Origin of the sequence: Pseudomonas sp. B2021 (assembly GCF_018135665.1) — a bacterium.
Taxonomy (GTDB): domain Bacteria; phylum Pseudomonadota; class Gammaproteobacteria; order Pseudomonadales; family Pseudomonadaceae; genus Aquipseudomonas; species Aquipseudomonas lactis.
Genome location: NZ_SMOF01000001.1, coordinates 62,880 through 89,449 on the forward strand (window position 1 = coordinate 62,880; position 26,570 = coordinate 89,449).

Genomic DNA, 26,570 nt, shown 5'->3' on the forward strand with positions numbered 1-26,570 from the left:
CCTCTGATCAGTATTCTAGCCAATATTTATCCCGGCAAGTGATCACGTATTGAACAATACTTTTTGAGCAGAAAAATGATCAAAACATGATAAAAAACGATCTATTGAGCAGTAAACCACTCAATTTCATTCAAGCGAGACCTCGATCTCCTTGCGCTGCCCCACCTTCCAGCTTGCGCCACAACAACCGCACATTCGCCTTGCGCACCAACGCGCAGCGATACAAGCGAATCTCCAGCGGCACATGCCATTGCGGCCCGCCGCACACCACCAGTTCGCCCCGTGCCAACTCTGCACGTACGCTCAACTGCGGTACCCAGGCGATACCCAGGCCTTCGAGCGCCATACTCTTGAGGCTGTCGGCCATGGCGGTTTCGTAAATGGTCGTAAAGCGCAGGGCCCGCTGGCGCAGCAGCAAATTCACCGAGCGGCCCAGGAACGCGCCGGCGCTGTAGGCCAGCAGCGGCACACTGCCCTCGCCTTCCAGGTCGAACAGCGGCTTGCCATCGGCATCGGCGGCACACACCGGGAGCATTTCGGTGTTACCCAGGTGCAGCGACGGGAAAATCTCGGCGTCCATTTGCATCGCCGCGTCCGGGTCATAGAACGCCAGCATCAGGTCGCAACCGCCTTCGCGCAGGGCGTGCACGGCGTCGCCGACGTTGGTGGCCACCAGCCGCGTGGCAATGTTCAGCCCTTCGTTGCGCAACTGCGCGATCCAGCGTGGGAAGAACCCCAAGGCCAGGGAGTGGGCGGCCGCCACTTGCATGACTTCGCCCTGCCCGCCTTCCAGATGATGCAAATGGCGCAGCACTTCGCCCAGCTGTTCGACCACCGTGCGCGCCGTCACCAGAAACAACTGCCCGGCCGCTGTCAGCTCCACCGGCGTGCGTGAACGGTTGACCAGCGTCAGCCCCAACGCGGCTTCCAGGCTGCGGATACGCCGACTGAACGCCGGCTGGGTGACAAAGCGCCGCTCAGCCGCCTGGGAAAAACTACGCGTCGCCGCCAGGGCGCTGAAGTCTTCCAACCACTTGCTCTCAAGGTTCATCACTGCCTCCCACGGAATGCACCATTTTGGCACACACGCCCGCCAAGATAACCGGGTCACATCCACATTATGCCGTTTGTGCATAGGCCAGTGTTTAACAGCATTGGCCCAAAAAGTTCTACAAGCCTAGCATTCGCAGCGTTCCGGCCAGTCCCGGGTCCATATTGAGATGATTTCCGTCATGTCCTCTGCTGCATCTTTCCGTACCGAAAAAGACCTGCTTGGCGTACTCGAAGTACCGGCTCAAGCGTATTACGGCATCCAGACCCTGCGAGCGGTGAATAACTTCCGCCTCTCGGGCGTTCCGATTTCGCATTACCCGAAATTGGTGGTCGGTCTGGCAATGGTCAAGCAAGCAGCGGCTGACGCCAACCGCGAGTTGGGCCAGCTCAGCGAAGCCAAGCACGCTGCCATCAGCGAAGCCTGTGCTCGTCTGATCCGCGGCGATTTCCACGAAGAGTTCGTGGTGGACATGATTCAAGGCGGCGCTGGCACTTCAACCAACATGAATGCCAACGAAGTCATCGCCAACATCGCGCTGGAGGCCATGGGTCACCAGAAGGGCGAATACCAGTACCTGCACCCCAACAACGACGTGAACATGGCGCAGTCGACCAACGACGCCTACCCGACCGCGATCCGCCTGGGTCTGCTGCTGGGCCATGACGCGCTGCTGGCCAGCCTCGACAGCCTGATCCAGGCGTTCGCCGCCAAAGGCGCCGAGTTCAGCCATGTGCTGAAAATGGGCCGCACACAATTGCAAGACGCCGTGCCGATGACCCTCGGCCAGGAATTCCGCGCGTTCGCCACCACCCTGGGTGAAGACCTGGCCCGCCTGAAAACCCTGGCGCCAGAGCTGCTGACCGAAGTGAACCTGGGCGGAACCGCGATCGGTACCGGCATCAACGCCGACCCGCGCTACCAGGCCCTCGCCGTACAACGCCTGGCCACCATCAGCGGTCAGCCGCTGGTACCGGCGGCCGACCTGATCGAAGCCACCTCCGACATGGGCGCTTTCGTACTGTTCTCCGGCATGCTCAAGCGTACTGCCGTGAAGCTGTCCAAGATCTGCAACGACCTGCGCCTGCTGTCCAGCGGCCCACGCACCGGCATCAACGAGATCAACCTGCCGGCTCGCCAGCCAGGCAGCTCGATCATGCCCGGCAAGGTCAACCCGGTCATCCCGGAAGCGGTCAACCAGGTAGCGTTCCAAGTCATCGGTAACGACCTGGCCCTGACCATGGCAGCCGAAGGCGGCCAACTGCAGTTGAACGTGATGGAGCCGCTGATCGCCTTCAAGATCTTCGACTCGATCCGCCTGCTGCAACGCGCCATGGACATGCTGCGCGAGCACTGCATCGTCGGCATCACCGCCAACGAAGCCCGCTGCCGCGAACTGGTGGAACATTCCATCGGCCTGGTCACCGCGCTGAACCCATACATCGGCTATGAAAACGCCACCCGCATTGCGCGTATCGCGCTTGAAAGCGGGCGCGGCGTGCTGGAACTGGTGCGTGAAGAAGGCTTGCTCGACGACGCCATGCTCGACGACATCCTGCGCCCGGAAAACATGATTGCCCCACGCTTGGTCCCGCTGAAGGCCTAAGCGTTTGTTGCACCGCTCACCAGGCTGAGGGACTAGACACCTCTCACCTTTTGAGGGCTTGAAGACTCGTTCTTCAGGCCCTTTTTTTTGCTCGTAATTCCTCTCCTTATATAAAGCGCTGTTAGTGCGTTTCACCTATAAAACATCACGCCTGCGGCGTTACTTGAAAAAGCATTCATTCATTGCAAATTCCCATTGCGTGCACAAACGGTGTGCAGTTTCGTGCCATATAAAAACAATGGTTTCATATATGAAACGCTCAATAAGTAACCTTAATCTCGCAACTAATTAATTTAAAAGGGAAATCAACAAAAATTTGTAGGAATTAACTCACTGGCATTGTTCATGCACTAAACGGCGTATCACCTATAAAACAGACCAGAGTACCTTCCTGATGGCTGTGAAAGAGATGTACGCCGTGACGCCCCAATGGAATACGCCCGCACTTAAGGAAGAGCTGGAGCCGACTGAAATTGAATTCCGTAATGTCGGTAAATGTTTCCCAGCCAAAGGTAAAACCGAAGCGCCATTTGCCATTCGCGATGTGAACTTCAAGATCCGTCGCGGCGAGGTCGTGTCGATCATCGGTCCGTCCGGCTGTGGCAAGAGCACCATCCTCAATATGGGCTCTGGCCTGTATCGCCCCACTGAAGGAGAAGTCTTCGTGGGCGGCGAACCGGTGACCGGGCCCGTGCCACAAGTCGCGTTCATGCTGCAAAAAGATTTGCTGATGCCGTGGCGCAGCATTCGCCGCAATGTCGAACTGGGCCTGGAGATTCAAGGCGTGCCCAGCGCGACCCGGCAGAAGGTAGCCCTGGACTTGCTCGACCGTTGCCACCTCAACGGCTTCGCCGATCACTACCCGTTCCAGCTCTCCGGCGGTATGCGCCAACGCGCTGCCCTGGCACGCACCCTGGCCATCGACCCTCAGGTGTTGTTCCTCGACGAGCCGTTTTCCGCCCTCGACGCTCAGACCAAGATGATCCTGCAGCAGGACATGGCGCGGATGCTGTTCGATGAAAAGAAGACCGCGCTGTTCATCACCCACGACCTGATCGAGGGGATCGCCATGTCTGACCGGTTGCTGGTCATGAGCGCCCGCCCCGGCACCATCATCGAAGAAATCAGCATCGACCTGCCGTTTCGCGACAACCCGCTGGAGCGCCGCAAGCTACCGGAGATCGGCCCGCTGGTCGGTCGCCTGATGGAGCTGCTGCACGTCGGCGCCGACACCGAACTGCACTGATTGCCGCGCTTGCGGCCCCCAACCGATTCAGGAGTTCCCATGCTCAAGTCTCTGTTCCAACGTTTCTGCGCGCTCAGCCTTGGCCTCGGCCTGACCTGCGCGGCCCAGGCGCAGCCAACCGACGTCACCTACCTGCTGCCGGCCCCACCTAACTTGCCAGCCTTTGCACCGTGGATCATCGCCAAGGAAAAAGGCTACTACGCGGCCCAGGACCTGAACCTCACGTTCATTGCCGCCAAAGGTGGCGTCGACGTGGCCAAGCAGATCGGCGCCGGCAATGCCCTGCTCGGCGGCGCCATCGGCGACACGCCGATCATGGTGCGCGGCAACGGTATTCCGGTGCGCGCCGTGGCGGTGCTGGGTGCAGGCGGTGTGACCATGATCGCCACCCATTCCAAGGACAACATCAATAACGTCAGCGACCTCAAGGGCAAGACCATGACGGTGATGTCGTATTCCGACACCACCTATTACGCGCTGCTCGCTTCGTTGCGCAAGGCCGGCCTTGGCAAGAACGACGTGGACATCCAGGCCGCTGGGCCTGCCGGCGTCTGGCAACTGTTTACGGCCAACAAGGCCCAGGCTATGGCCGGCGTGCCGGACTGGATGGTCACCGCCGAAGAAGCCGGCGCACAGATCAAGCTGATTCCCCAGGAGCAGATCTTCGAAAGCATGGCCCAGGCCATCCTCGCCTCGGATGACGCCATCAAAAACCACCCCCAGGTGGTGCGCGGTGTGGTGCAGGCCACGCTCAAAGGCATGCACGACATTATCCAGGACCCGCGTGCCGCCGCCGTCACCTTTGCCAAAGCGGTCCCGACCTACGCCGGCAAGGAAGACTCACTGGAGAAAATCTTCAAGCTCTATGTCGAGCACGTCTACGCCAACCAGCGCGTACTGGGGCACATCGACCCCGAGCGCCTGGACAAGGTCCGCCAGTTCTACGTGAGCGAAGGCATCGTCCCCCGGGAAACCCCGCTGGATGAGCTGTTCACCAACCAATTCGTCGACAGCCCGGTCGCCGCGCAATAACGCACCGGACAACAAGGTACGCATACGATGAAAAACCTGAACCACTCCGTGCTCGGTAGCGTGGCGCTGCTGATCCTGTTCCTGGCGCTCTGGCAATGGGGCCCCGGGCTGCTCGGCATGCCCGAATTCGTCATGCCCAAACTCAGCCGCGTGGCCCAGGAAAGCCTGGTGATGTGGCACAGCGGCGGCCTGCTGCAACACACCCTGATCACCGCCATGGAGATCGTCGTCGGCTTCGCCCTGGGCGCCTTGCTGGGCGTGATGATTGGTGTGTCCCTGGGCCTGTCGCCCGCGGCGGAAGCAATGCTGTCGCCCTACATCCTGGCGTTGCAGATTGCACCGAAGGTCGCCTTTGCGCCGCTGTTCGTGATGTGGCTGGGCTACACCATCTACCCGAAAATTCTGATCGCAATCCTGATTGTGTTTTTCCCGGTGATGATCAACGTGCTCTCGGCGATCCGCACGGTCGACCCGGACATGATCAACCTGGTGCGCACCATGAACGCCAGCCGCTGGCAGATCTTTCGCCTGGTGGAATTTCCCTCAGCCATGGCCGCGCTGTTTTCCGGCCTGCGCATCGCCTCCACCCTGGCGGTGATCGGCGTCACCGTCGGCGAGCTGGTCGGCGGTAACCAGGGCCTGGGCTTCCTGTTGGTGGACGCCGAGGGCCAAGGCAACACGGCCGGTGTATTCGTCGCCATCGTCATGCTCACCCTGATTGGGGTGGTCGCCTACGGCGCCGTGGTGTGGGCAGAAAAACGCGTCCTGCACTACATGCCCAAAGCCATGTTGAGCACGCAATGATGACCGACCGTAATCGTTTGCTCGAAGGTCGCCGCGTACTGGTGACCGGCGGCGCCCGTGGCCTGGGTTACGGGTTCGCCCAGGCCATCGGCCAGGCCGGTGCTCGCGTGGTGATTGCCGATGTGCTGCAAGACCGTGTGCAACAGGCGGCGTGTGAACTGCAAGCCCTGGGGCTGGACGTGCAGGCTGTCACTGTCGACCTGGCCCAGCCTGAGTCGATCCAGGCATGCATCAGCGCGACACTCGATTTGCTGGGCGGCCTCGATGGCCTGGTGAACAACGCCTCCATCACCAACTCCGGTGGCAAAGGCTGCGAAGACCTGAGCATCGACACCTGGGACCAGGTGATGCAGGTCAACGTGCGCGGCACCTGGCTGATGACTACCGCCTGCCTGCCGGCACTGCGTGCCAGTGGCCACGGCGCCATCGTCAACCTGGCCTCCGACACGCCCCTGTGGGGCGCGCCAAACCTGTTGGCCTACGTTGCCAGCAAGGGCGCAATCATCGCCATGACCCGCAGCCTGGCCCGCGAGCTGGGCGCCGACAACATCACGGTCAACGCCATCGCCCCTGGCCTGGTGCTGGTGGAAGCCACCGCCTACGTGCCCGAGGCTCGTCACCGTTTGTACAACGACCAGCGGGCCATCCAACGCCCGCAATTGCCCGAAGACGTCAGCGGCGCCGTGCTGTTCGCGCTGTCCGACCTTGCCCGCTTCATCACTGGACAAACCCTGCCGGTCAACGGCGGGTTCGTCATGCCTTGATCTGGAGACTGTCATGACTGATCTATCTGCCCAAAACGACACCCCGAAAAGCTGGGACCGCCCGGCCGGCGCCAGCCTGGAAAGCTGGATGAACACCCGTATCGCCCGTTACGAAACGCGCAAGTACGACTGGGATGCGCTGAAGTTCCAGGCCGACTACGACCCCAAGTTCCGCCGCGCACAAATGCGCTACATCGGCACCGGCGGCACCGGCATCTGCACCGACATGAACACCATCCCGTCGGAGCATTTCACCTTTTCCACCATGGTGATCCCGGCTGGCCACGAAGGCCCGCCGCACCTGCACATCGACGTCGAAGAAGTGTTCTTCGTGCTACGCGGCAAGCTCAAGGTGGTGCTGGAAAAAGACGGCGAGCGCTTCGAGACCATCCTCACTGACCGCGACGTGATTTCCGTGCCACCGGGCGTGTACCGCGAGGAGATCAACATCGGCGATGAAGACGCGTTGATGTGCGTGATGCTCGGCGCGAAAAAACCCATCACGCCGACCTACCCGCCAGAGCACCCTCTGGCTTCGATCAAGCGCGGATAAGCCCATGCTGCCAGGACTCTCTCAAGCCGCGCCGACGGCGGACCTGCAAGCCCAACTGGAGCGTGATTTCCCCCAACGCCTGGTGGCCTCGGCCGGTGGGCAGCAGGCATTGCGCGAATGTGGCGCGGGGCCGGTGGTGGTGTTGCTGCACGGTATCGGCTCCGGAGCGGCATCCTGGCTGCAAGTGGCGCGGCAACTGGCGCCCCAGGCCAGGGTCATCGCCTGGGACGCTCCCGGCTACGGCGATTCCAGCCCGCTGGAGTCGGATGCGCCCAAGGCCGAGCAATACGCAGCCCGTCTGGCGCAGATGCTGGATGCACTGGGTGTGGAGGAATGTGTGCTGGTCGGCCATTCCCTCGGCGCCCTCACCGCCCTGGCATTCGCCCGTAGTTCACAGGCCCATCGCGTCAACCGGCTGGTGCTGATCAGCCCGGCGCGCGGCTATGGCGCACCAGCCCTTGGCCAACAGCGCCAGCAGGTGCGTCAGCAACGCGTGGACAACCTGCAACGCCTGGGCATCGCCGGCCTGGCTGAACAACGCAGCGCTCACATGCTGTCGCCCCGTGCCACGCCCCAGGCCCTGGCTTGGGTGCGCTGGAACATGGCGCGCCTGAACCCCGTTGGTTATCGCCAGGCCATTGAATTGCTGTGCGGCGATGACCTGCTGCGCCATGGCCAACCGGCCATGCCCTGCGAGGTTCATTGCGGTGAAGCCGACAGCATCACCCCCGCCGAGGCCTGCCTGAGCGTGGCCAAGGCGCTGGGCGCCAGCTTCAACCTGATTGCCGACGCCGGCCACGCCAGCCCCATCGAGCAACCCCAAGTGGTAGCCGGGCGCCTGGCCTGCGCCATTCATCAATCCCTGACAGGTAGAACCCTATGAACGATTCCGATCTGCTCAAAGACGCTCAGGACAAATACATCGTTCCAGGCCTGGAGCGCGGCCTGCTCCTGCTCTGTGAGTTCAGCCGACGCAACCGCACCCTGACCGCGCCGGAGCTGGCACGCCGGTTGGCACTGCCTCGCTCGACCATCTTCCGTCTGCTGACCACCCTGGAGACCATGGGCTTCGTCACCCGCAGCGGCAATGAATACCGCCTCGGCATGTCCGTGCTGCGCCTGGGCTTCGAGTACCTGGCGTCGCTGGAGCTGACCGAGCTTGGCCAGCCGCTGCTGGCGCGCCTGTGCGACCGGGTCAATTACCCGAGCAACCTGGTGGTGCGTGATGGTCGCTCGATTGTCTACGTGGCCAAGGTTTCACCGCCGTCGGTGTTCTCCAACGCGGTCAACGTCGGCACTCGCCTGCCCGCCCACGCCACTGTGTTGGGGCGCATCCTGCTCGAAGACCTGTCGTTGGCCGAGTTGCGTGAGTTGTACCCCGAAGAGCACCTGGAACAACACTCGCCCTGCACACCAAAAACCGTGATGGCCTTGTTCGACCTGGTCCAGGCCGACCGCCAGCGCGGTTTTGTCAGCGGCGAAGGCTTTTTCGAGTCGGCGATTTCCACGGTGGCCGCGCCGGTGCGTGACCAGAGCGGCGGCATTGTCGCAGCCCTGGGCGTGACCATCCCTACCGCGCAGATCGGCCACGTCAACTTTGAAGAACTCTTGAATCAGGTCCGGCGCAGCGCCGACGAGCTGTCACGCCTGCTCAACTACAACGGCGGCGCCCACAACGGGCAGCCCCGCGTCACCGCCTTGATGAGAGACTGACATGAGCCTTTACCAATTGCAGGGCCGCGTCGCCATTGTCACCGGGGGTTCTTCGGGCATTGGCCTGGCCTGTGTCGAACTGCTGCTGGAAGCCGGTGCGGCGGTGGCGTTCTGCGGTCGTGATCAAGAGCGCCTGCGCGGTGCTGAAGCCGGTTTGCGCGAGCGCTTCCCAAAGGCCCGCCTGCTGGCCCAGGCCTGCGATGTGCTCGATGCCGAGTCGGTCAACGCGTTTGCCGCCGCCAGCCTGGCTGCGCTGGGAGCGGCCAATGTGCTGATCAACAACGCCGGGCAAGGCCGGGTCTCGACCTTTGCCGACACCACCGACAGCGCCTGGACCGAAGAGCTGAACCTGAAGTTTTTCTCGGTGATCAACCCGGTCCGCGCGTTTAAGCCTCAGCTGGAAAACCAGCCTGACGCCGCCATCGTCTGCGTCAATTCGCTGCTGGCCAGCCAGCCCGAACCGCACATGGTCGCCACCTCTGCCGCACGCGCCGGGCTCAAGAACCTGGTGCGCTCGATGGCCACTGAGTTCGCCCCGCAGGGCATCCGCGTCAACGGCATCCTGATCGGCCTGGTGGAATCCGGGCAATGGCGCAGGCGTTTCGAAGCGCGCGAAGAACGCGACCTCGGCTGGGCGCAATGGACCGCACGGCTGGCACAACAAAAACACATTCCCTTGGGGCGCCTGGGCCTGCCGATTGAAGCGGCCCGCGCGATCCTGTTTCTGGCCTCGCCTCTGTCGGCTTACACCACAGGCAGCCATATCGATGTATCCGGAGGCCTGTCCCGCCATGCGTAATGAAAACAACACTGTCACCGTGGGCGCTGCCATCACCGCCTTTCTCGAGCAATGCGACGTCAAGGCTGTGTTCGGCGTGATCTCGATCCACAACATGCCGATTCTCGATGCCTTTGCAGTGCGCGGCAATATCCGCTTCGTCATGGCCCGGGGCGAAGCCGGCGCCGCCAACATGGCCGACGCCTATGCCCGCACCACCGGCGGCCTGGGTGTGTGCCTGACGTCCACCGGCACCGCCGCCGGCAATGCCGCAGGCGCGATGGTCGAAGCCCAAACTGCAGGCACCCCGCTGCTGCACATCACCGGCCAGATCGAAACGCCGTACCTGGACCAGGAGCTGGCCTACATCCACGAAGCCCGCGACCAGTTGAACATGCTCAAGGCCGTGTCCAAGGCCGCCTTTCGCGTACGCAGTGTCGAGACCGCCCTGAGCACCATGAAGCTCGCGGTGCAGACCGCCCTGACCGCGCCCACCGGGCCGGTCAGCGTCGAAATCCCCATCGACATCCAGTCCACCTTTATCCCGATGCCCACCGACCTGTCGCCCCTGCCGATCCCGGTGGCCGTGCCCGCGCCGGATGCCCTGGACCTGATGGCCGACCGCCTGGCCAGCGCCAAGCGACCGATGCTCTGGCTCGGCGGCGGCGCCCGCCATGCCGGCGTACAGGTCAAGCGCCTGCTGGCGATGGGCATGGGCGTGATCACCTCCACGCAAGGTCGCGGCGTGGTCAATGAAGACGACGAGCGTTGCCTGGGGGCTTTTTCGCAGAACAAGCGGGTCGAACAGTTCCTGCAAACCTGCGATGCGCTGCTGATCGCCGGCTCGCGCCTGCGCAGTAACGAAACCTTCAAGTACGCACTGAAACTGCCTTCGAATCTCTTGCGCATCGACGCCAACCCGGCGATCGAAGGGCGCAGTTACGCCAGCGAACTGTTTGTCTGCGGCGATGCGGCGCTGGCGCTCGAGGGCCTGGCGGATCGCCTGGAAGGTCGCTTGCACACCGACCCGAGCTTTCTCACTGAACTCAAAGCCGTGCGCGAACAATCACGTAGCCAACTGATGGCCGACCTCGGGCCGTACTCGGCCATGGTCGAGCAATTGCAGGCCGTGACCGGGCGCAACTTCTCCTGGGTACGCGACGTGACCCTGTCCAACAGCATCTGGGGCAACCGCCTGCTGACCCTGTATCACCCACGCGCGGGTGTGCATGCCTTGGGCGGCGGGATTGGCCAGGGGTTGGCCATGGGCATCGGCGCAGCCGTCGCCGCAGCGGAAACGGCGCCGGAGCGCAAAGTGTTCGCAATCGCAGGTGACGGCGGTTTCATCCTCAACCTGGGTGAGCTGGCGACTCTGGTCCAGGAGCGCGCCAACCTGGTGATCCTGCTGATGAACGACCAGCGTTACGGGGTGATCCGCAATATCCAGGACGCGGTCTACGGCAGCCGCCATTGCTACGTCGACCTGCACACCCCGGACTACACCAAGCTCGCCGAGTCCCTGGGACTGCGCCATGGCCTGGTCACCGACCTCAAGGACTTCGGCACGGTGGTGGACAGCGCCCTGAGCCAGCCAGGCCCGTTCCTGCTGGAAGTGGACATGCTCAGCGTCGGCAACTTCGCCACCCAGTTTGCCGGCCCGCCCAACAGCGAAACCAAAGCCCAGAAGGCCACCGCCTGAGGATCGCACCATGTTGCATATCACCATGATCGGCTGCGGTGCCATTGGCGTCGGTGTGCTGGAGCTGCTGGAGAACGACCCACAGCTGTGCGTGGATTACGTCATCGCGTCTGAGGGCTCCGAAGCCTTGGTGCGCCAGCGCCTGGCCAGTTTCAAACAGCCGCCGCAGGTGCTGACGGCCTTGCCCGCCGATGCCCGCCCGGATTTGCTGGTGGAGTGCGCCGGGCATCGCGCCATTGAAGAGCATGTGCTGCCGGCGCTGGAGCGTGGGATTGCCTGCCTGATTGTGTCGGTGGGCGCGTTGTCCGAGATCGGCCTGGTGGAGCGCCTGGAGGCGGCGGCGGAACGCGGCAAGACCCGCATCGAATTGCTGCCTGGCGCCATCGGCGGCATCGATGCGCTGTCGGCGGCCAAGGTCGGCGGGCTGGACGCGGTCAACTACACCGGCCGCAAGCCGGCCCGCGCCTGGAAGAACACCCCCGGCGAGCAGGCCTGTGACCTGGACACCATCGAGCAAGCCACGGTGATCTTCCAGGGCAGCGCCCGCGAAGCGGCGCGGCTGTACCCCAAGAACGCCAACGTCGCGGCCACTCTGTCGCTGGCCGGCCTGGGCCTGGACCGCACCCATGTCACGTTGATCGCCGACCCCCACAGCGATGAAAACGTCCACCACTTCGAAGCCCGGGGCGCCTTTGGCCGTTTCGAGTTGAGTCTGCGCGGCAAGCCCTTGCTGGCCAACCCGAAGACCTCGGCGCTGACCGTGTACAGCGTGGTCCGTGCCTTGGGCAACCATGCCCACGCGATTTCCATTTAGGAGCCGTCGATGAACACCGAACAGACATTACCCATCTGCATCGCCGGCCAGTGGCGCCCAGGCCGTGGCGAGCGTTATGCCAGCCGCTACCCGGCCACCGGCGAAGCCGTGGCCTGGCTCAATGCCGCCGACCTGCAGGATGTGGAAGAAGCCATTCAGGGCGCGCACCAGGCGTTTTTGCACAGCGGCTGGGCCCAGCGCAAACCCCACGAGCGGGCCGGCGTGTTGTATCGCATCGCCGAGTTGATCCGCCTGCACAGCGAAGAGCTAGCGCAACTGCAGCGCCAGGACAACGGTAAACCGATCAATGAAACCCGCGCCCTGGTAGCCAGTGCGGCCGGCACCTTTCAGTTCTTCGCCGCGGCCTGCGAAACCCTGGAAGAAACCATCACCCCGTCACGCGGTGATTTCATCAGCATGAGCGTGTATGAACCGATGGGCGTGGTCGCCGCGATCACTCCGTGGAACTCGCCGATTGCCAGCGAGGCGCAGAAGGTCGCTCCGGCATTGGCGGCGGGCAATGCGGTGGTGATCAAACCGGCGGAAATCACCCCGCTGCTGGCCCTGCGCCTGGCGCGTCTGTGTGAAGAGGCCGGCTTGCCCAAGGGATTGATCAGCGTGCTGCCGGGCAAGGGTTCGTTGCTGGGGGATGCGCTCACCCGCCACCCGCTGATCAAGCGCGTGTCGTTTACCGGTGGTACGCGCACGGGCAAGCACATCGCCCATATCGCCGCCGACAAGATGATGCCGGTGTCCCTGGAGCTGGGCGGCAAATCACCGACCATCGTCCTCGAGGACGCCGACCTTGAGCATGCGGTGGCCGGGGTGCTGTACGGCATCTTCAGTTCGTCGGGCGAAGCCTGCATCGCCGGCTCCCGGTTGTTCATCGCCCGCGCCTTGTACGAGCCGTTCATGCAGCGCCTGGTCGCTGCCGCCGCGAACCTGCGGGTGGGCGACCCGGCCGACGAGCATACACAGATGGGCCCGTTGATCAGCGCCAGCCACCGCGAATCGGTGGAGCGTTACGTCGCCCTCGGCCTGGCCGAAGGTGGGCGCCTGCGCCTGGGTGGGCAGCGCCCCAGCGGTAATGTGTATGACCAGGGTTACTTCTATCCGCCGACCATCCTGGAGGGCCTGAGCAACCACCAGCAAGTGTGCCAGGAGGAAATCTTCGGGCCGGTATTGGTCGCCATGCCGTTCGACGACGAAGCACAACTGCTGGAGCAGGCCAACGACAGCGTCTACGCCCTCGCCGCCGGCATCTGGACCCGTGACTACAAGCGCGCCTGGGCCCTGGGCCGGCGTTTGCAGGCCGGTACGGTATGGATCAACACCTACAAGCAGTTCTCGATCTCCACGCCTTTCGGCGGCTGGCGCGACAGCGGCCTGGGCCGCGAAAAAGGTCGCCTGGGCATCCTGCAGTACATGGAACAGAAGAGCCTCTACTGGGGCATGAACGAACAGCCACTGGCCTGGGCCGGTGTGCCACGAGAGGTAGCGCAATGAGCGTTTTAGGTATTGATGAAGTCACTTACGGCGTCGAGGACCTGGACACCTGCGTACGTTTTTTCAGCGACTGGGGCCTGACCCAAGTCAGCGCGCAATCGGACGAGGTGGTGTTCGAGACCCTCAACGGCTGTCGCGTAGTGCTTGCGGACCTGAACAAGCCGGGCCTGCCGCCGGCCATCGAAGCCGGCTCCACGGTGCGCGAAGTGGTATGGGGCGTAGCCAGCACCGCCGACCTGGCGCTGTACAGCCAACGCATCGCCAATGACCCGGGGTTTGTCGAATGTGACGGGCGCATCGGCTGCACCGACCCCAACGGTCTGGCGATCCGCCTGCAAGTCACGCGCAAGCGTGAACTGGAGATTGAATGCAGCGGCCACAACACCTGGCAGACCAAGGGCCGGATCAACAAGGCGGCGCCGATCTATGAGCGCGCCACGCCGATTGAAGTCGGCCACGTGGTGTTTTTCGTCAAGGACGTGAACGCCTGCGAAGCCTTCTACCACGAGCGTTTCGGCTTCCAGGCCTCGGACCGTTACCCGGACCGCGGCGCCTTCCTGCGCACCGCCGAAGAAGGCGGCCACCACGACCTGTTCATGTTGCAACTGCCGGCACCACGGGCGGGGCTGAACCACGTGGCCTTTACCGTGCGCGACGTTCATGAGGTGTTTGGCGGCGGCATGCATGTGTCCCGCAGCGGCTGGCCGACCGAAATCGGGCCGGGCCGCCACCCGGTGTCTTCGGCGTTTTTCTGGTACTTCAAGAACCCGGCCGGCGCGCTGGTGGAGTACTACGCCGATGAAGACCAACTGACCGGCGAATGGCAGCCACGCACCTTTGAGCCCGGCCCTACGGTCTTCGCTGAATGGGCCATTGCTGGCGGTATCGACGGCAACACCCGGCGCCAGCAACACGTCGAAGCGCCGCAAGGCAAGTTCCTCACCGACAAACCCAAACCTTGAGCAGGAGTCGCCCATGCCTTCCCTGAATATTGCTATCGCCGGTGCCGGTATCGGCGGCCTGACCGCCGCCATCGCCCTGCATCGCGCCGGTCACCAGGTCACCGTGTTCGAACAGTCCAAGGCCTTTTTGCGCGTCGGTGCCGATATCAACCTCACCCCCAACGCGGTCCGTGCGCTGGATGGCCTGGGCATTGGCCCCGCCGTACGCATCCCGGCCGCTCGCCCCACGCACCGCATCAGCCGCATGTGGGACACCGGCGAGGAAACCTCGCGCCTGGAAATGTCCGATGCTGCCGAACAAAAATACGGCGCGCCGCAACTGACCATCCACCGCGCCGACCTGCTCGCGGCCCTGGCCGAAGTGTTCCCGCTGAACAACGTGCAGTTCGCCAAGCGTGCCGAACGGATAGAACAGGCTGACGACGGCATTACCTTGCACTTCAAGGATGGCAGCCAGCACCGCTGTGACGTGCTGATTGGCGCAGACGGTATCCACTCAGTGGTGCGAAGCGCGCTGTTTGGCGAAGAGCATCCGCGCTTTACCGGAGTGGTGGCCTATCGCGCGGTGGTACCGGCCGAACAGGTGGCGCATGTGCCGAACATCCAGGCGTTCACCAAATGGTGGGGGCCGAACCCGCAAAGCCAGATCGTCACCTTCCCGCTGAACCAGGGCAAAGACATCTTCATCTTCGCCACCACCGCCCAGGACAGCTGGCACGAAGAGTCGTGGACCAGCGCCGGCGATGCCGATGAGCTGCGCAGCCACTACCAGGCGTTCCATCCGGACGCCCGCGCCCTGCTTGATGCCTGCACCGATGTGCTCAAGACCGCGTTGTATGAGCGTGACCCGCTGCCGTTCTGGTCCAAGGGCGCGATCACCCTGCTGGGCGATGCCTGCCACCCGATGATGCCGTTCATGGCCCAGGGCGCCGGCCAGGCCATCGAAGATGCGGTGGTGCTCGCCCGCTACCTGCAAGACCTCGACAGCCAGGCCTCGGTGGCCGGCGCGTTGCAGGCTTACCAGCAAGCGCGCCTGGAACGCACCAGCCAGATCCAGATCGGCTCGCGGGGCAACCAGTGGCTCAAGGACGGCGGTAATGCCGATTGGGTCTACGGCTACGACGCCTGGGGCGTCCCAACAACTCACGCAGCCTGAACACACCTGTACGGAGGTCAACACCATGAGTACTCACGAACCCTACCTGCAACCCCATCAGGCACGTAAACGACCCAACACCCAGTTCGAAGAGTTGCTGGGCGACTCCATCGAGCGCGCGTTTGGCAGTGGCGTGACCGAACTGCCGGCCCTGCTCGCGCATTTGAACCTGGCCGGCCCGCCGTGCCCGCTGACCAGCGGCGAGTGGACCGAAGATGCCTACAAAACCCTGATGGCCCGGCTGGGCGAATGACCCGGCAGAAGGAATAAAAATGAACATGCAATTGACCGTCGACCCTGTTGAACAGCATCTGGCCAATGGCCTCAAAGACCTCTGGTTCCCGGTATTGCCGTCGGACCTTTTGGGTGAGAAGCCGCTGTCGATACGACGCCTGGGCTACAAGATCGCCCTGTGGCGCGACAACGATGGCAGCGTTCATGCGCTGGAAGACCATTGCCCCCATCGCGGCGCCCCGCTGTCCCAAGGGCCGGTGCTGGGCGATCGCCTGCAGTGCCCGTACCACGGCGTTGAAGTGCGCTGCGACGGCACCGTCACCAAAGTACCCGGCAGCCCCGGCTGCAAACTGGAAGGCAGCCGGCCCACGCGTATGTTCCACACCCGCGAAGCCGCAGGCGCGATCTTCTTGTTCAACGCCACCGACCCGCACCTGGACGTTGCGCCGGAGCTGGTGCTGCCCGAACAATTGACCTCTCCCGAGTGGAGCAGCTTCGTCTGCTACACCGAGTGGAAAGGCGACTATCGCTACGTGATCGACAACGTCATGGACCCGATGCACGGCACCTACCTGCACAAGATGTCGCACTCGATGAGCGAAGGCGAAGCCACCGCCAAGTTTGTCACCCGCGACACCGACACCGGTTTTTTCTTCGAGAAGGAAGGCCAGCGCGGCGTGAACTTCGACTGGACCGAGTTCGTGGACAACGGCTGCCATTGGCTGCGCCTGGAAATCCCCTACCCGAAAACCGGCGGCCCCGGCGGCAACTTCACCATCATCGGCAGCTACACCCCCAGCAGTCGTTCGCTGGCCGCCGCATTTCACTGGCGCTGCCGCCCACTGACCGGCTGGCAGCGTGACACCTGGCGCTTCTTGTACAAAAACCGTCTGGAAGCGCGGCATTGGGCGGTGCTTGAACAAGACCGGGTGCTGCTGGAATTCATGGAGCCGGATGCCAATCAGCGTGAAAACCTCTACCAGCACGACCTGGGCGTAGTGCGGCTGCGGCGGTACCTGAAGAACGCCGCCAAAGCCCAGCTCGAGTTGATCGACGCGAAGCAATTGCCATGAACAAAGCCGCGCTCCTCAACGCCCGCGTCCACACCCTGCGCTATGAGGCCGAAGGCATCATCAGCGTCGAACTGCGGCCTTTGGGCGATACCGTGTTCCCACCGTTCGACGCCGGCTCGCACATCGACCTGCACCTGGCCAACGGCCTGGTGCGCAGTTATTCGCTGCTCAATTCGCCCAGCGACCGTGGGCGTTATGTGGTCGGTATCCTGCGTGACCGCAACAGCCGTGGCGGTTCGGAGTATGTGCACAGCCAATTGCGGGTCGGCATGCCGTTGTCGATCTCGCCGCCTCGCAACAACTTCGAACTGGACCTGAGCGCCAGCCACAGTGTGCTGGTGGCCGGAGGCATCGGGATCACGCCGATCTACTGCATGTTCCGCCAATTGCTGGCGCTGGGAAAATCCGCCGAGCTGATCTACTGCGCCCGCTCACGCCAGGAAGCTGCATTGGTAGAAGAATTGGGCGGACTCGGTGCGCGGGTGATTTACCACTTCAATGACGAAAAAGGCGTGCCGCCCGATCTGGCCGCCTACCTCGCCGGCCAACCTGCGGATACCCATCTGTACTGCTGCGGCCCGACGCCGATGCTCGACGCTTTCGAAAGTACCTGTGAGCGCCTGGGTTATCCCCATGCTCACATCGAACGCTTTGCCGCCGCCGAACTGCCGCCCAGCGAAGACGCCCAGAGCAGTTATAGCGTTGAACTGAAAAGGTCCGGCAAAACCCTGGCGGTGGAACCTGGCTTGAGTTTGCTGGATGTGCTGCTGGAGGCGGGTTGCGACATTGATCACAGCTGCCGCGAAGGCGTGTGTGGCTCCTGCGAGACGCGGGTGGTGGGGGGCGAAATCGACCACCGCGATGGGGTGCTGACCAAGGCCGAGCGGGCTGCGAACAAGTCGATGATGGTGTGCGTTTCAGGCTGCAAGAGCCGACGGTTGGTGCTCGACCTCTAACCCCCCTTGTAGGAGCGAGCTTGCTCGCGAAGAACGTCCAGGCACCGCGTTACTCCAAGGTGCTCGCAGTATCGTTAACGTTTTTCGCGAGCAAGCTCGCTCCTACAGGATCACCCGCAAAGTGCCCGTTTCATTGGCAGCGTGCAATAAATACGCACCTATCATGGGCAACTTTGTTACCGCACTTGCGGGTTGTTTCGTGGGTTATACAAACAGCTTGTTTCCCATATAAACAACTGTTTTTAATGATGTTTTCTTAAAGCACAAACTAATAATCCGCCTGGCACACTTCCTGCTCTACTCCTGTGCATTCACTGATTAAACGGCGTTTCGCCGATAAAACAATAAGAACCAACACTTAAACCCGGTAAGACCCGCTCCCTCCTTAGTTGCCTTTAAAGGCAAGCGGACGAGTGTTGCCGATCACCCGGTAGAGAGGTCTCTATGAAGCGCGTCTTGTGTGCAGGATTGATGTTTGCCAGTTTCAGCAGTTTCGCCGCAGAACCCATTCCTTCCGAGCCGGTACGGGCCAACGCCGCCAACAAACCTTTCCCGCATATTTCCTGGCGCAGCGATAGCGGCGACAGCAGCCTGGACATCGGCGGGGCGTTGCGTACCAACTATCGCGACGAGCATTGGGACACCACCGAAAACAACGGCAGGTTTCTGTTCGACACGTTCCGTCTGGATGTGCAGGCCACCTACAAGAGACTCTACAGCGATATCGGCTACTGGTTCCAGGATGACGGCAAGCGTTCCATTGACCGCGGGTTCGTGGGCTATCGGCTCAATCCCAACTCCAACCTGCAACTGGGGGCGCCGTTCAAACCCTTCGGTCTGGAGCCTTATCCGCAATTTGGCTGGAGCTACCACCTGCCGTTCTTCATGGGCTACGCGGTGAGTGCCGGCACCGGCCTCAAATACAGCTACAAGGATCAGGATTGGGACGTGCAACTCGGCTACTTCCCGCGCATGCTGCCCAGCGATTTGCGTTACTCGCCGGAAGTGGGGCGTTACGCCGACTTGAATGACAACGCGATTGCCTTCACCCAGTCGCGCCAGGACAACGAGAAGCGCAACCAATTCAACGCCCGCGTGGCGCGCACGTTCAACAACGAGGGCTGGAAGACCGAAGTCGGTGCCTCACTCGCCACCGCCCAACTGTACAACGCAACCACCAAAGACAATGGCGACTACTGGGCCGCCGGCGTGCACGCCATCATCAGCAAGGGCCTGTGGACCGTCACCACCCAAGCCATCCGCTACGAATACGACCCCGAAAACCCGGCCGGGGTGAGCAACGACTCAGTGCTGATGGGCGGCAATGGCCTGACGCCTGCGTACCTGATCGCCTCCAAGGCCAGCCTGGCTTCGCTCAACGTCGGCTACGACATCCACACGCCCCGGCTGGGGCAACTGAAGAAGATCAAGCTGTACAGCGATTACAGCCGGATGATGAAAGACAAAAGCGCCTGGGACGACTCGCAGATGTTCACCGTGGGCGCGCAGTTCCTGGCGATGCCGGTGATGGCCTGGGTCGACTTCACCTGGGCGCGCAATGCCAACCCCTACGGCGGGGCGGAGAATGGCAGCGGCTTTACCAGCACCAATTCGGTGGGTAGCAACGACTGGTATTACCGCACCAACGTCAACATCGGCTACTACTTCTGACATCCCCCCCTGTGGGAGCGGGCTGGCAGTTCGCTTTTTGCTGATATCGGGCCTTGGGTGAGGCCCGTTTGGGTTACCTGAACTTCAGCGCAATGGCTACAACAGCCATCCAAATCAAGGCGGTAAAGATCATCGTCGTAACGATTGTGAGACGGCGTTTTAGATAGGGTGGGAAGTTTTCAAAGTCTACAGGGTCCAAGTCGCCTAAGCGGATATAGGACTTTGGCAACAAGACCATCCCAGCGATTTTTGAAATATCCAAAAGAGACCAAATCAACCCTCGCTTCCCGAGGCTGTCTCCCCAAAGGTAGATATAACGGCTGTTTTTCAAAGCTTCCTTTATGGCGTCCAAGTGACGGTGGGTGAGGTACAGACTGAATGCGAGGCCAGCAACTCCGATAAGGGTAGGTGCACCAATAACGATGATCACAATCCAAGGATTCCACGTATCGATATTGGTCATCGTTGAATCACTTCATAAATTTTTTCCCCGATGACTTCCCCCGCAGCTCCACCGCCCGTCGTACCTATCCATGCGCCAGTCCCTACAACGGCGGCGACGCAAACAACTCCCCCTATTCCAGTAGAGGCACCAAGTGCCAAGCAGATCGGACCACTGGCAAGTCCGCTCCCCCATCCGGCTAAAGCACCGAAAGCGGTGGACAAGCCGAACTTTCCCGATTCCGTGAACTTGACCTTCTCACACGTCTCCCCAGAGTCACCCTTACACACCTGCTCAATAGCCAGCAACGAAGACACCCCGCCAAGGCCTATACCGATATAACCACCGGCCTTCATATACTTCGTGGCACGGCTGACCGCCTCCACATGAGCGACATACCCCGGAATCTGCCCCGGTCCATCAGCCTTACCCCTAGTGATATACCAGATGCCGGCAGGGCATACTGAATGCCGGCCCCCAGCACTCAGTAGCCATACCAAGTTACTTAAGCGCCTGTAACATAGATATAATTGCTAGCCAAACGACACCACTCACCAACATTAAAAAATCAATCTTCAATAGAAACTTCAGATAAGGAGGAAAGTTTTTTATATCGTCAGAGTCTAGATCTCCTAGCTGAATATACGCCCTCGGCATCATTATCATCCCTGTGATTTTTGCTATTTCCAAGAGAGACCAAACCAAGCCTCGTTTTCCTAGACTCGGCCCCCAAAGATAAACATAGCGACTATTCTTCAAAGCATGCTTTATGGAGCTCAAGTGACGATGGCTGAGATAAAGACTGTATACAATACTGGCAATTCCCAGCAGGAACGGGCCAGCCACAAGCCAGATACCTACCCAAGAGTTCCAAAAATCCTCCGATATCATGGCAAGGTTTTCTCATACAACTTCTCTCCTAACTCTTCGCCCTTCATACCTCCGACAGTCGTTCCCAGCCAGGCGCCAGCTCCCACGACAGCCGCGACGCAGACAACACCACCGATACCAGTAGAGGCGCCAAGCGCCAAGCAGATGGGGCCACTCGCTGATTGGGCGATTTTTCCAGTCATATAACCACCGATAGTAGACCCACCAAATTTCCCAACTTCAGTAAACTTAATCTTCTCACAAGCCGTAATCGAATCGCCGGTACATATCTGTTGAATAGCCAAAACCGACGAAACACCGCCAATACCAATCCCGATGTAGCCGCCCGTCTTCATGTATTTGGCGGCCCGACTCGTCGCCTCCACATGAGCCGCATACCCCGGAATCTGACCCGGCCCACCCGCCTTGTCCCAGTGATGTACCAAGCTGCGACTGGATATACCCAGGGCCGTTTTCAACTTGGGGTGATCGCCCAAGGTTGTCTGGCCGCGCAGGCGCGTGGAGTTGAGCAGATGAGCATCCAACTGATTCATCAACCGCTGGCGATCAGCAAAGAACTGCGGTGACCTAAGGTGTCCGTGCTGCCGATAGCTGTCCTGATGCAGGCGCTCCATGGCCTGCAGGGTTTCGCGCAGATTGCTCAGGTGCTTTTCCATCACCACCGCACTGACACCTAACCAGGTTGAGGTGTGGCCGATGAAACCGGCGATTTCAGCACCATGGCGATACAGAAAGTCGGCCTCGTCCGGCGTCAGCTCATCCAGAGATGCGCTGACGTGTTGAGCCGCCTGCATCAGTTGCGCTTCCTGATAGGTGCAGGAGGTGTTGTTCGGATCGCTGAGCACGATCATCGAGCCGGCTTTGACGTTGCCGGTATTGGGATTCAGTGCCTGAAACTTGCGCATTACAGCCGGGTCGAGCGTCGGAAAAAGTGTGGCTTCCAGCGCCTCGCGGGTCATGCTCTGGGGCACGATATAGAAGCCTGGCTCCTGGCCGTGCGCACCGTTGAATGGCGTTGGCACTGTATGAGCGGATGGCACGAAACCAGATTGATGCGGTGCTGCAGGGCTACCGTTTACAGCTGATGCACTCGATGGAGCAACTCTCTGGCCCATGGGTGATGGGGCGCTCTGGTTTACGTAGGTGGCCGAGTACACCGAGGGAACCAGGCGAGCTCGACAGGGGCAACTGCTGAAGCTGTCCAGCGTGCCAGCGACACGTTTTCCATGACTTTGAATATGGGAAATGCCGCCTAGAATCTGGTAAGTCCCTGCATGTTTCCCGCACGTCACTCGGTCGCCTTCGCGCGCATGGAGAACACCGTGCATATTTACCCTGGCGTCACCGTCGAGAATCTTACCGCCGCATGTAGTTTTGTCACCTAGACCAACAAAGTGCCCTTCACTCATTGTTTTTACCCTTTATCCATATGGTGTTTTGGCCGTGCTTTCCTCCCCGCCTCGATACGCGTGACGCATTTCAATCGAGGTAAACGAGTAAGGGAAAGTCAGCGGCAAGCCAAACTTTGGAGAGGGATTTACTTAGGGTAAAGTCGGACGATTCCGTGAGTTTTGTCGTATAAATCTGATGGGTTGCGGCGCCCGATGCCGGGCACCGGGCGCGTATTACTCGTTGCCACCAACGTTTCCAGGCACAGTCGTCAAATGGCTGTTGTGGCGAGGGAGCAAGCTTGCGCTGGGACGCGAAGCGGCCCCGGAAAATGGGACTGCTGCGCAGTCCAACGGGAGCGAGCTCCCTCGCCACAGGTAAGCTATTTATCGGCCCCGGCGCGATTTTTCCAATTGACCGTTCCTCGGTCAATTACGCCCCTTGCAGACGGCTGGCGCGCACCTAGGTATAGTGCCGCCCCTCTTCGCGTCTGCGGCCGTCGATAACGAGGCCCGGGTACACCGCGAAAGCGCATGAATAACAACACCCGCAAAAGGATGGGGATCGAGCGTCGTGCACTGCCTGGTGCCGAGCGATGCGTCGGACCGTCCTGCGTTTGCCATCAGAAAAATCAGCGAGGAACACTCCATGCTCGAAGTCATCAACGACTTCCTCTCAGGGAAAGTACTGATCGTGCTCATAGTCGGGCTCGGCGGTTATTTCACGATCCGCTCGCGTTTCGTGCAATTGCGTCACTTTTTCCACATGTTCTCGGTGTTTAAAGACAGCCTCAAGAGCAGCGCCGGCCAACTCAGCTCGTTCCAGGCGCTGATGCTCAGCTTGGCGGGCCGCGTGGGTGCCGGTAACATCGCCGGTGTCGGCATTGCCGTGACGTTGGGTGGCCCGGGTGCCGTGTTCTGGATGTGGGTTACCGCGCTGGTGGGCATGTCTTCGAGCTTTATCGAGTGCTCCCTCGGCCAGTTGTACAAGCGCACCGACGCTGAAGGCACCTACCGTGGCGGCCCGGCCTATTACATCCAGCACGGCCTGCACAAGCGCTGGCTGGGTATGGTCATGGCGTTCCTGCTGCTGGTGACCTTCGGCTTTGCCTTCAACGGCCTGCAAGCCCACGCTGTAACGCACTCGCTGAACAACGCCTTCGGCCTCGACACCACCTACACCGGCCTTGCGCTGGCGGTGTTGCTGGGCCTGGTGTTCATCGGCGGGATCAAGCGTATCGCCTCGATTGCCGACCTGCTGGTGCCGGTCAAGACCCTGGTCTACATCGCCGTGACCCTGTACGTGATCGTGCTGCAATTCGACCATGTACCGGCCATGCTCGCGACCATCGTCAAGAGCGCGTTCGGCCTCGACCAAGCCTTCGGTGGCCTGGTGGGCAGTGCGATCATCATGGGTGTGAAGCGCGGCGTGTTCGCCAACGAAGCAGGCTTGGGCAGTGCGCCTAACGTGGCGGCAGTGGCGTCGGTAGAACACCCGATCGCCCAAGGCGTGGTGCAGGCGTTCAGCGTGTTCCTCGACACCTTCGTGATCTGCACCTGTACTGCGTTGCTGATTTTGCTGTCCGGTTTCTACACCCCAGGCTTTGAAGGTGACGGCATTGCCCTGACCCAGAACTCCCTGGCGGCGGTAGTCGGTGACTGGGGCCGTATGTTCATCTCGGTGGCCCTGGCGTTGTTCGTGTTCACCTCGATCATGTACAACTACTACTTGGGCGAGAGCAACCTGCGCTTCCTGGTCGGTAACAACCGCAAGGTGCTGATGGGTTATCGCGCCTTGGTGCTGGTGCTGATTTTCTGGGGCTCGATCGAGAACCTGAGCACGGTATTCGCCTTCGCCGACATCACCATGACCATGCTCGCGTTCGTCAACCTGTTCGCCCTGGCGTTCCTGTTCAAGATTGCCATGCGCATCCTCAATGACTACGACAACCAGCGCGCGGCGGGCATCAAGACTCCGGTGTTCGATTCCAGCCAGTTCCCCGACCTGGACCTGGACCGCAAGGCATGGCCGGCCAACCCGGTGAAAACCGAAACGGCCCCGGCAGCGGAACTGAGCGCTCAAGCGCAACGTTAATCGCAGCTAGATGACACGCCGCCCGGCCTTGGGCATGCTCTGGGCCCGGCGGCGTTTTTCGTTCAGGAGATTTTCGATGCAATCAGCTAATAACGTGATGGTGCTCTATACCGGCGGCACCATTGGCATGCAGGCCAGCGCCAACGGCCTGGCGCCCGCGTCTGGTTTTGAAGTGCGCATGCGTGAACAGTTTGCCGGCGCAGACCTGCCCGCGTGGCGCTTCCAGGAAATGTCGCCACTGATCGACAGCGCCAACATGAACCCTGCCTACTGGCAACGCCTGCGCAGCGCCGTGGTCGAGGCGGTAGATGCCGGCTGCGACGCCGTGCTGATCCTGCACGGCACCGACACCCTGGCCTACAGCGCGGCGGCCATGAGCTTCCAACTGCTGGGCCTGCCGGCGCCGGTGGTGTTCACCGGTTCGATGCTGCCAGCGGGTGTACCGGATAGCGATGCCTGGGAGAACGTCAGCGGTGCGTTGACGGCCTTGGGCGAAGGCCTGAAGCCGGGTGTGCACCTGTACTTCCACGGCGCGCTGATGGCGCCGACTCGCTGCGCGAAGATTCGCAGTTTTGGGCGCAACCCGTTTGCCGCACTGCAACGCAATGGCGGTGTTGCGCTGGCAGACAAGCTTCCCGCCGCGCTGGCCTACCGCAACGACAAGGCCCCGGCCAACGTTGGTGTCCTGCCGCTGGTTCCTGGCATTGCTGCCGCGCAACTGGATGCATTGATCGACAGCGGCATCCAGGCATTGGTACTCGAATGCTTCGGCAGCGGCACCGGGCCAAGTGACAATCCGGCCTTCCTCGCCAGCCTGAAACGTGCGCAGGATCAAGAGGTGGTAGTGGTTGCAATCACCCAATGCCATGAAGGCGGCGTGGAACTGGATGTCTACGAAGCCGGCAGCCGCCTGCGCAGCGTGGGTGTACTGTCCGGCGGCGGCATGACCCGAGAAGCGGCCTTCGGCAAGCTCAACGCCTTGATCGGCGCGGGGCTGGACAGCGCAGAAATCCGTCGCCTGGTGGAATTGGACCTGTGCGGCGAGCTGAGCTGACCGGCATGTAACTTGCTCCACTTCCAGCTATCCCCTGGCTGGAAGTTCCCATGCTGCATTCCCACCTCACCACCCTCAATGCCGTTTCCCTAGTGCTGCGTACCTTCGAGGTCGAAGGCTTGCCCCCTGAAGCATTGCTGGCCGGCAGCGGCATCTGTGCGGCGGATTTGAGCCGCGCCGACACGCGTATCGCCACACATCAGGAGATGCAAGTGTGTGCCAATGCCGTGGCCCATCAGCGTGATATCGGCCTGATCGTTGGACGGCGTATGCATGTTTCCTCGTACGGCCTACTGGGCTATGCCCTGCTCACCAGTGCCACTTTCGGTGACGCTTTGCGCCTGGCCCTGCGGTATCCGGCGCTGTTGGGAACACTCTTCGAACTGAGCCTGGAAGAGGACGGCGAGCGTATCTGGTTCACGGCCGGCGATTACCGCGAAAACCCGGCACTGACTGCCTTCAATGTCGAGCTGTGCCTGGGATCACTGAAGGTCATTTGCGACGACCTGCTCGGCCATCCACTGCCGTTGCTGGGCGCTCGGTTCGAGCACGATGCGCCGGATTATCAGGCCCGCTACGCCGAGAGCTTCGACTGCCCGCTGCAGTTTCAGGCTATCGCCAACGCGTTCGCCTTTGATAAACGCTGGCTCGCCCAACCTTTGCCCCTGGCCGACGCGGTCACCCACCAGGCCATGGTCGAACGTTGCCGCAAACAGAACACCGAATTCACCGGGCGCGAGGCCTGGCTGGGGCGAATCCGCCAGCTGCTGGCTGCACAATTGCACGCCGCACCTGGGCTCGATGGCCTGGCTCAGCAGATGAACTGTTCTGCGCGCACCCTGCGCCGGCACCTGCACAACCTGGGTTGCAGCTATCAGGAACTGCTCGATGAGCTGCGTTTCGAACGCGCCAAACAGTTGTTGGCTAACGGCCTGTGGCCGATCCACCGGATTGCCGAGACGCTGGGGTTCAGCGAAACGGCAAGCTTCAGGCATGCGTTCGTGCGCTGGAGCGGCGTCACGCCGAGCCAATTTCGTGCATGACGCGCCAATGAGGGGCGAATTGCGGACACACACTTTGGC

The 26,570-nt window shown here is 61.5% G+C and carries 24 protein-coding genes and 1 pseudogene; 21 read left to right on the forward strand and 4 right to left on the reverse strand.

Features of this window, described 5'->3' with window-relative positions:
* Positions 1 to 130: 130 nt before the first annotated feature.
* Positions 131 to 1,051 carry a LysR substrate-binding domain-containing protein gene (locus E1K68_RS00270; protein ID WP_003195655.1) on the reverse strand — a complete coding sequence of 307 codons (921 nt, stop codon included), beginning with the start codon at positions 1,049 to 1,051 and terminating at the stop codon, positions 131 to 133.
* A 181-nt stretch (positions 1,052 to 1,232) separates the two neighbouring features.
* On the opposite strand from E1K68_RS00270, the gene aspA reads away from it, so the two are divergent.
* The 18 genes from aspA (at position 1,233) to E1K68_RS00360 (ending at position 19,618) form a co-directional block, all read left to right on the forward strand.
* Positions 1,233 to 2,657: an aspartate ammonia-lyase gene (gene aspA / locus E1K68_RS00275; protein WP_003195657.1), complete on the forward strand. Its 1,425-nt coding sequence runs from the start codon at positions 1,233 to 1,235 to the stop codon at positions 2,655 to 2,657.
* Positions 2,658 to 3,066: 409 nt separating this feature from the next.
* Positions 3,067 to 3,903: an ABC transporter ATP-binding protein gene (locus E1K68_RS00280; protein WP_050499539.1), complete on the forward strand. Its 837-nt coding sequence runs from the start codon at positions 3,067 to 3,069 to the stop codon at positions 3,901 to 3,903.
* A 39-nt stretch (positions 3,904 to 3,942) separates the two neighbouring features.
* Positions 3,943 to 4,935 (forward strand): ABC transporter substrate-binding protein, encoded by a 993-nt coding sequence (locus E1K68_RS00285; protein ID WP_003195661.1) that lies wholly within the window; start codon positions 3,943 to 3,945, stop codon positions 4,933 to 4,935.
* Positions 4,936 to 4,962: 27 nt separating this feature from the next.
* The gene (locus E1K68_RS00290) at positions 4,963 to 5,739 is read left to right on the forward strand and encodes an ABC transporter permease (protein WP_003195663.1); all 777 of its coding nucleotides are present in this window, start codon (positions 4,963 to 4,965) and stop codon (positions 5,737 to 5,739) included.
* Positions 5,736 to 6,503: an SDR family oxidoreductase gene (locus E1K68_RS00295; protein WP_003195665.1), complete on the forward strand. Its 768-nt coding sequence runs from the start codon at positions 5,736 to 5,738 to the stop codon at positions 6,501 to 6,503. Before E1K68_RS00290 ends, E1K68_RS00295 begins: the two co-directional genes overlap by 4 nt.
* Before the next feature lie 13 nt (positions 6,504 to 6,516).
* Positions 6,517 to 7,056 (forward strand): cupin domain-containing protein, encoded by a 540-nt coding sequence (locus E1K68_RS00300; protein WP_212613646.1) that lies wholly within the window; start codon positions 6,517 to 6,519, stop codon positions 7,054 to 7,056.
* A 4-nt stretch (positions 7,057 to 7,060) separates the two neighbouring features.
* Positions 7,061 to 7,939, forward strand: coding sequence for an alpha/beta hydrolase (locus E1K68_RS00305; RefSeq protein WP_003195669.1), 879 nt, complete (start codon positions 7,061 to 7,063; stop codon positions 7,937 to 7,939).
* Positions 7,936 to 8,769, forward strand: coding sequence for an IclR family transcriptional regulator (locus E1K68_RS00310; RefSeq protein WP_003195671.1), 834 nt, complete (start codon positions 7,936 to 7,938; stop codon positions 8,767 to 8,769). The genes E1K68_RS00305 and E1K68_RS00310 overlap by 4 nt, the downstream gene beginning before the upstream one ends.
* 1 nt (position 8,770) lies before the next feature.
* Positions 8,771 to 9,568 (forward strand): SDR family oxidoreductase, encoded by a 798-nt coding sequence (locus E1K68_RS00315; protein ID WP_003195673.1) that lies wholly within the window; start codon positions 8,771 to 8,773, stop codon positions 9,566 to 9,568.
* A complete protein-coding gene (locus E1K68_RS00320) occupies positions 9,561 to 11,246 on the forward strand; it encodes a thiamine pyrophosphate-binding protein (protein WP_212613647.1) in 1,686 nt (561 codons plus the stop codon). The genes E1K68_RS00315 and E1K68_RS00320 overlap by 8 nt, the downstream gene beginning before the upstream one ends.
* A gap of 10 nt (positions 11,247 to 11,256) precedes the next feature.
* Positions 11,257 to 12,060, forward strand: coding sequence for an aspartate dehydrogenase (locus E1K68_RS00325; protein WP_003195676.1), 804 nt, complete (start codon positions 11,257 to 11,259; stop codon positions 12,058 to 12,060).
* A gap of 9 nt (positions 12,061 to 12,069) precedes the next feature.
* A complete protein-coding gene (locus tag E1K68_RS00330; RefSeq protein WP_169912817.1) occupies positions 12,070 to 13,566 on the forward strand; it encodes an aldehyde dehydrogenase in 1,497 nt (498 codons plus the stop codon).
* The gene (locus tag E1K68_RS00335) at positions 13,563 to 14,528 is read left to right on the forward strand and encodes a VOC family protein (RefSeq protein ID WP_003195680.1); all 966 of its coding nucleotides are present in this window, start codon (positions 13,563 to 13,565) and stop codon (positions 14,526 to 14,528) included. Before E1K68_RS00330 ends, E1K68_RS00335 begins: the two co-directional genes overlap by 4 nt.
* 13 nt (positions 14,529 to 14,541) lie before the next feature.
* On the forward strand, positions 14,542 to 15,684 hold the full coding sequence (locus tag E1K68_RS00340; RefSeq protein WP_034134088.1) for an FAD-dependent monooxygenase: 1,143 nt from the start codon (positions 14,542 to 14,544) through the stop codon (positions 15,682 to 15,684).
* Between the two features lie 25 nt (positions 15,685 to 15,709).
* Positions 15,710 to 15,937: a recombinase-like helix-turn-helix domain-containing protein gene (locus E1K68_RS00345; protein ID WP_003195684.1), complete on the forward strand. Its 228-nt coding sequence runs from the start codon at positions 15,710 to 15,712 to the stop codon at positions 15,935 to 15,937.
* 19 nt (positions 15,938 to 15,956) lie between these two features.
* Positions 15,957 to 16,991 (forward strand): aromatic ring-hydroxylating dioxygenase subunit alpha, encoded by a 1,035-nt coding sequence (locus E1K68_RS00350; RefSeq protein ID WP_003195686.1) that lies wholly within the window; start codon positions 15,957 to 15,959, stop codon positions 16,989 to 16,991.
* Entirely contained in the window at positions 16,988 to 17,947 is a 960-nt protein-coding gene (locus E1K68_RS00355; protein ID WP_094774002.1) for a PDR/VanB family oxidoreductase, read from the forward strand. The genes E1K68_RS00350 and E1K68_RS00355 overlap by 4 nt, the downstream gene beginning before the upstream one ends.
* Positions 17,948 to 18,391: 444 nt before the next feature.
* On the forward strand, positions 18,392 to 19,618 hold the full coding sequence (locus tag E1K68_RS00360) for a hypothetical protein (protein ID WP_212613648.1): 1,227 nt from the start codon (positions 18,392 to 18,394) through the stop codon (positions 19,616 to 19,618).
* A 73-nt stretch (positions 19,619 to 19,691) separates the two neighbouring features.
* Here the strand turns inward: E1K68_RS00360 and E1K68_RS00365 are convergent, their stop codons facing one another.
* From E1K68_RS00365 to E1K68_RS28115, 3 genes and pseudogenes are all read right to left on the reverse strand, one after another.
* Entirely contained in the window at positions 19,692 to 20,081 is a 390-nt protein-coding gene (locus tag E1K68_RS00365; RefSeq protein WP_212613649.1) for a hypothetical protein, read from the reverse strand.
* Positions 20,082 to 20,947: 866 nt separating this feature from the next.
* Positions 20,948 to 21,910: a hypothetical protein gene (locus E1K68_RS00370; protein WP_309298516.1), complete on the reverse strand. Its 963-nt coding sequence runs from the start codon at positions 21,908 to 21,910 to the stop codon at positions 20,948 to 20,950.
* A 252-nt stretch (positions 21,911 to 22,162) separates the two neighbouring features.
* Positions 22,163 to 22,360: pseudogene (locus tag E1K68_RS28115) on the reverse strand (PAAR domain-containing protein); the annotation flags it as partial.
* 628 nt (positions 22,361 to 22,988) lie between these two features.
* Between E1K68_RS28115 and E1K68_RS00375 the strand changes: the two are divergent.
* The 3 genes from E1K68_RS00375 (at position 22,989) to E1K68_RS00385 (ending at position 26,531) form a co-directional block, all read left to right on the forward strand.
* A complete protein-coding gene (locus E1K68_RS00375; RefSeq protein ID WP_003195697.1) occupies positions 22,989 to 24,434 on the forward strand; it encodes an alanine/glycine:cation symporter family protein in 1,446 nt (481 codons plus the stop codon).
* 76 nt (positions 24,435 to 24,510) lie between these two features.
* Positions 24,511 to 25,488 carry an asparaginase gene (locus tag E1K68_RS00380; protein WP_034134093.1) on the forward strand — a complete coding sequence of 326 codons (978 nt, stop codon included), beginning with the start codon at positions 24,511 to 24,513 and terminating at the stop codon, positions 25,486 to 25,488.
* 50 nt (positions 25,489 to 25,538) lie between these two features.
* On the forward strand, positions 25,539 to 26,531 hold the full coding sequence (locus tag E1K68_RS00385) for an AraC family transcriptional regulator (RefSeq protein ID WP_003195702.1): 993 nt from the start codon (positions 25,539 to 25,541) through the stop codon (positions 26,529 to 26,531).
* Positions 26,532 to 26,570: the final 39 nt, after the last annotated feature.

Excerpts from the sequence above, each read along its gene's own strand:
- E1K68_RS00270 (WP_003195655.1), bottom strand. The coding sequence starts at position 1,051 with ATGAACCTTGAGAGCAAGTGGTTGGAAGACTTCAGCGCCCTGGCGGCG.
- aspA (WP_003195657.1), top strand. The coding sequence starts at position 1,233 with ATGTCCTCTGCTGCATCTTTCCGTACCGAAAAAGACCTGCTTGGCGTA.
- E1K68_RS00280 (WP_050499539.1), top strand. The coding sequence starts at position 3,067 with ATGTACGCCGTGACGCCCCAATGGAATACGCCCGCACTTAAGGAAGAG.
- E1K68_RS00285 (WP_003195661.1), top strand. The coding sequence starts at position 3,943 with ATGCTCAAGTCTCTGTTCCAACGTTTCTGCGCGCTCAGCCTTGGCCTC.
- E1K68_RS00290 (WP_003195663.1), top strand. The coding sequence starts at position 4,963 with ATGAAAAACCTGAACCACTCCGTGCTCGGTAGCGTGGCGCTGCTGATC.
- E1K68_RS00295 (WP_003195665.1), top strand. The coding sequence starts at position 5,736 with ATGATGACCGACCGTAATCGTTTGCTCGAAGGTCGCCGCGTACTGGTG.
- E1K68_RS00300 (WP_212613646.1), top strand. The coding sequence starts at position 6,517 with ATGACTGATCTATCTGCCCAAAACGACACCCCGAAAAGCTGGGACCGC.
- E1K68_RS00305 (WP_003195669.1), top strand. The coding sequence starts at position 7,061 with ATGCTGCCAGGACTCTCTCAAGCCGCGCCGACGGCGGACCTGCAAGCC.
- E1K68_RS00310 (WP_003195671.1), top strand. The coding sequence starts at position 7,936 with ATGAACGATTCCGATCTGCTCAAAGACGCTCAGGACAAATACATCGTT.
- E1K68_RS00315 (WP_003195673.1), top strand. The coding sequence starts at position 8,771 with ATGAGCCTTTACCAATTGCAGGGCCGCGTCGCCATTGTCACCGGGGGT.
- E1K68_RS00320 (WP_212613647.1), top strand. The coding sequence starts at position 9,561 with ATGCGTAATGAAAACAACACTGTCACCGTGGGCGCTGCCATCACCGCC.
- E1K68_RS00325 (WP_003195676.1), top strand. The coding sequence starts at position 11,257 with ATGTTGCATATCACCATGATCGGCTGCGGTGCCATTGGCGTCGGTGTG.
- E1K68_RS00330 (WP_169912817.1), top strand. The coding sequence starts at position 12,070 with ATGAACACCGAACAGACATTACCCATCTGCATCGCCGGCCAGTGGCGC.
- E1K68_RS00335 (WP_003195680.1), top strand. The coding sequence starts at position 13,563 with ATGAGCGTTTTAGGTATTGATGAAGTCACTTACGGCGTCGAGGACCTG.
- E1K68_RS00340 (WP_034134088.1), top strand. The coding sequence starts at position 14,542 with ATGCCTTCCCTGAATATTGCTATCGCCGGTGCCGGTATCGGCGGCCTG.
- E1K68_RS00345 (WP_003195684.1), top strand. The coding sequence starts at position 15,710 with ATGAGTACTCACGAACCCTACCTGCAACCCCATCAGGCACGTAAACGA.
- E1K68_RS00350 (WP_003195686.1), top strand. The coding sequence starts at position 15,957 with ATGAACATGCAATTGACCGTCGACCCTGTTGAACAGCATCTGGCCAAT.
- E1K68_RS00355 (WP_094774002.1), top strand. The coding sequence starts at position 16,988 with ATGAACAAAGCCGCGCTCCTCAACGCCCGCGTCCACACCCTGCGCTAT.
- E1K68_RS00360 (WP_212613648.1), top strand. The coding sequence starts at position 18,392 with ATGAAGCGCGTCTTGTGTGCAGGATTGATGTTTGCCAGTTTCAGCAGT.
- E1K68_RS00365 (WP_212613649.1), bottom strand. The coding sequence starts at position 20,081 with ATGACCAATATCGATACGTGGAATCCTTGGATTGTGATCATCGTTATT.
- E1K68_RS00370 (WP_309298516.1), bottom strand. The coding sequence starts at position 21,910 with ATGACCCGCGAGGCGCTGGAAGCCACACTTTTTCCGACGCTCGACCCG.
- E1K68_RS00375 (WP_003195697.1), top strand. The coding sequence starts at position 22,989 with ATGCTCGAAGTCATCAACGACTTCCTCTCAGGGAAAGTACTGATCGTG.
- E1K68_RS00380 (WP_034134093.1), top strand. The coding sequence starts at position 24,511 with ATGCAATCAGCTAATAACGTGATGGTGCTCTATACCGGCGGCACCATT.
- E1K68_RS00385 (WP_003195702.1), top strand. The coding sequence starts at position 25,539 with ATGCTGCATTCCCACCTCACCACCCTCAATGCCGTTTCCCTAGTGCTG.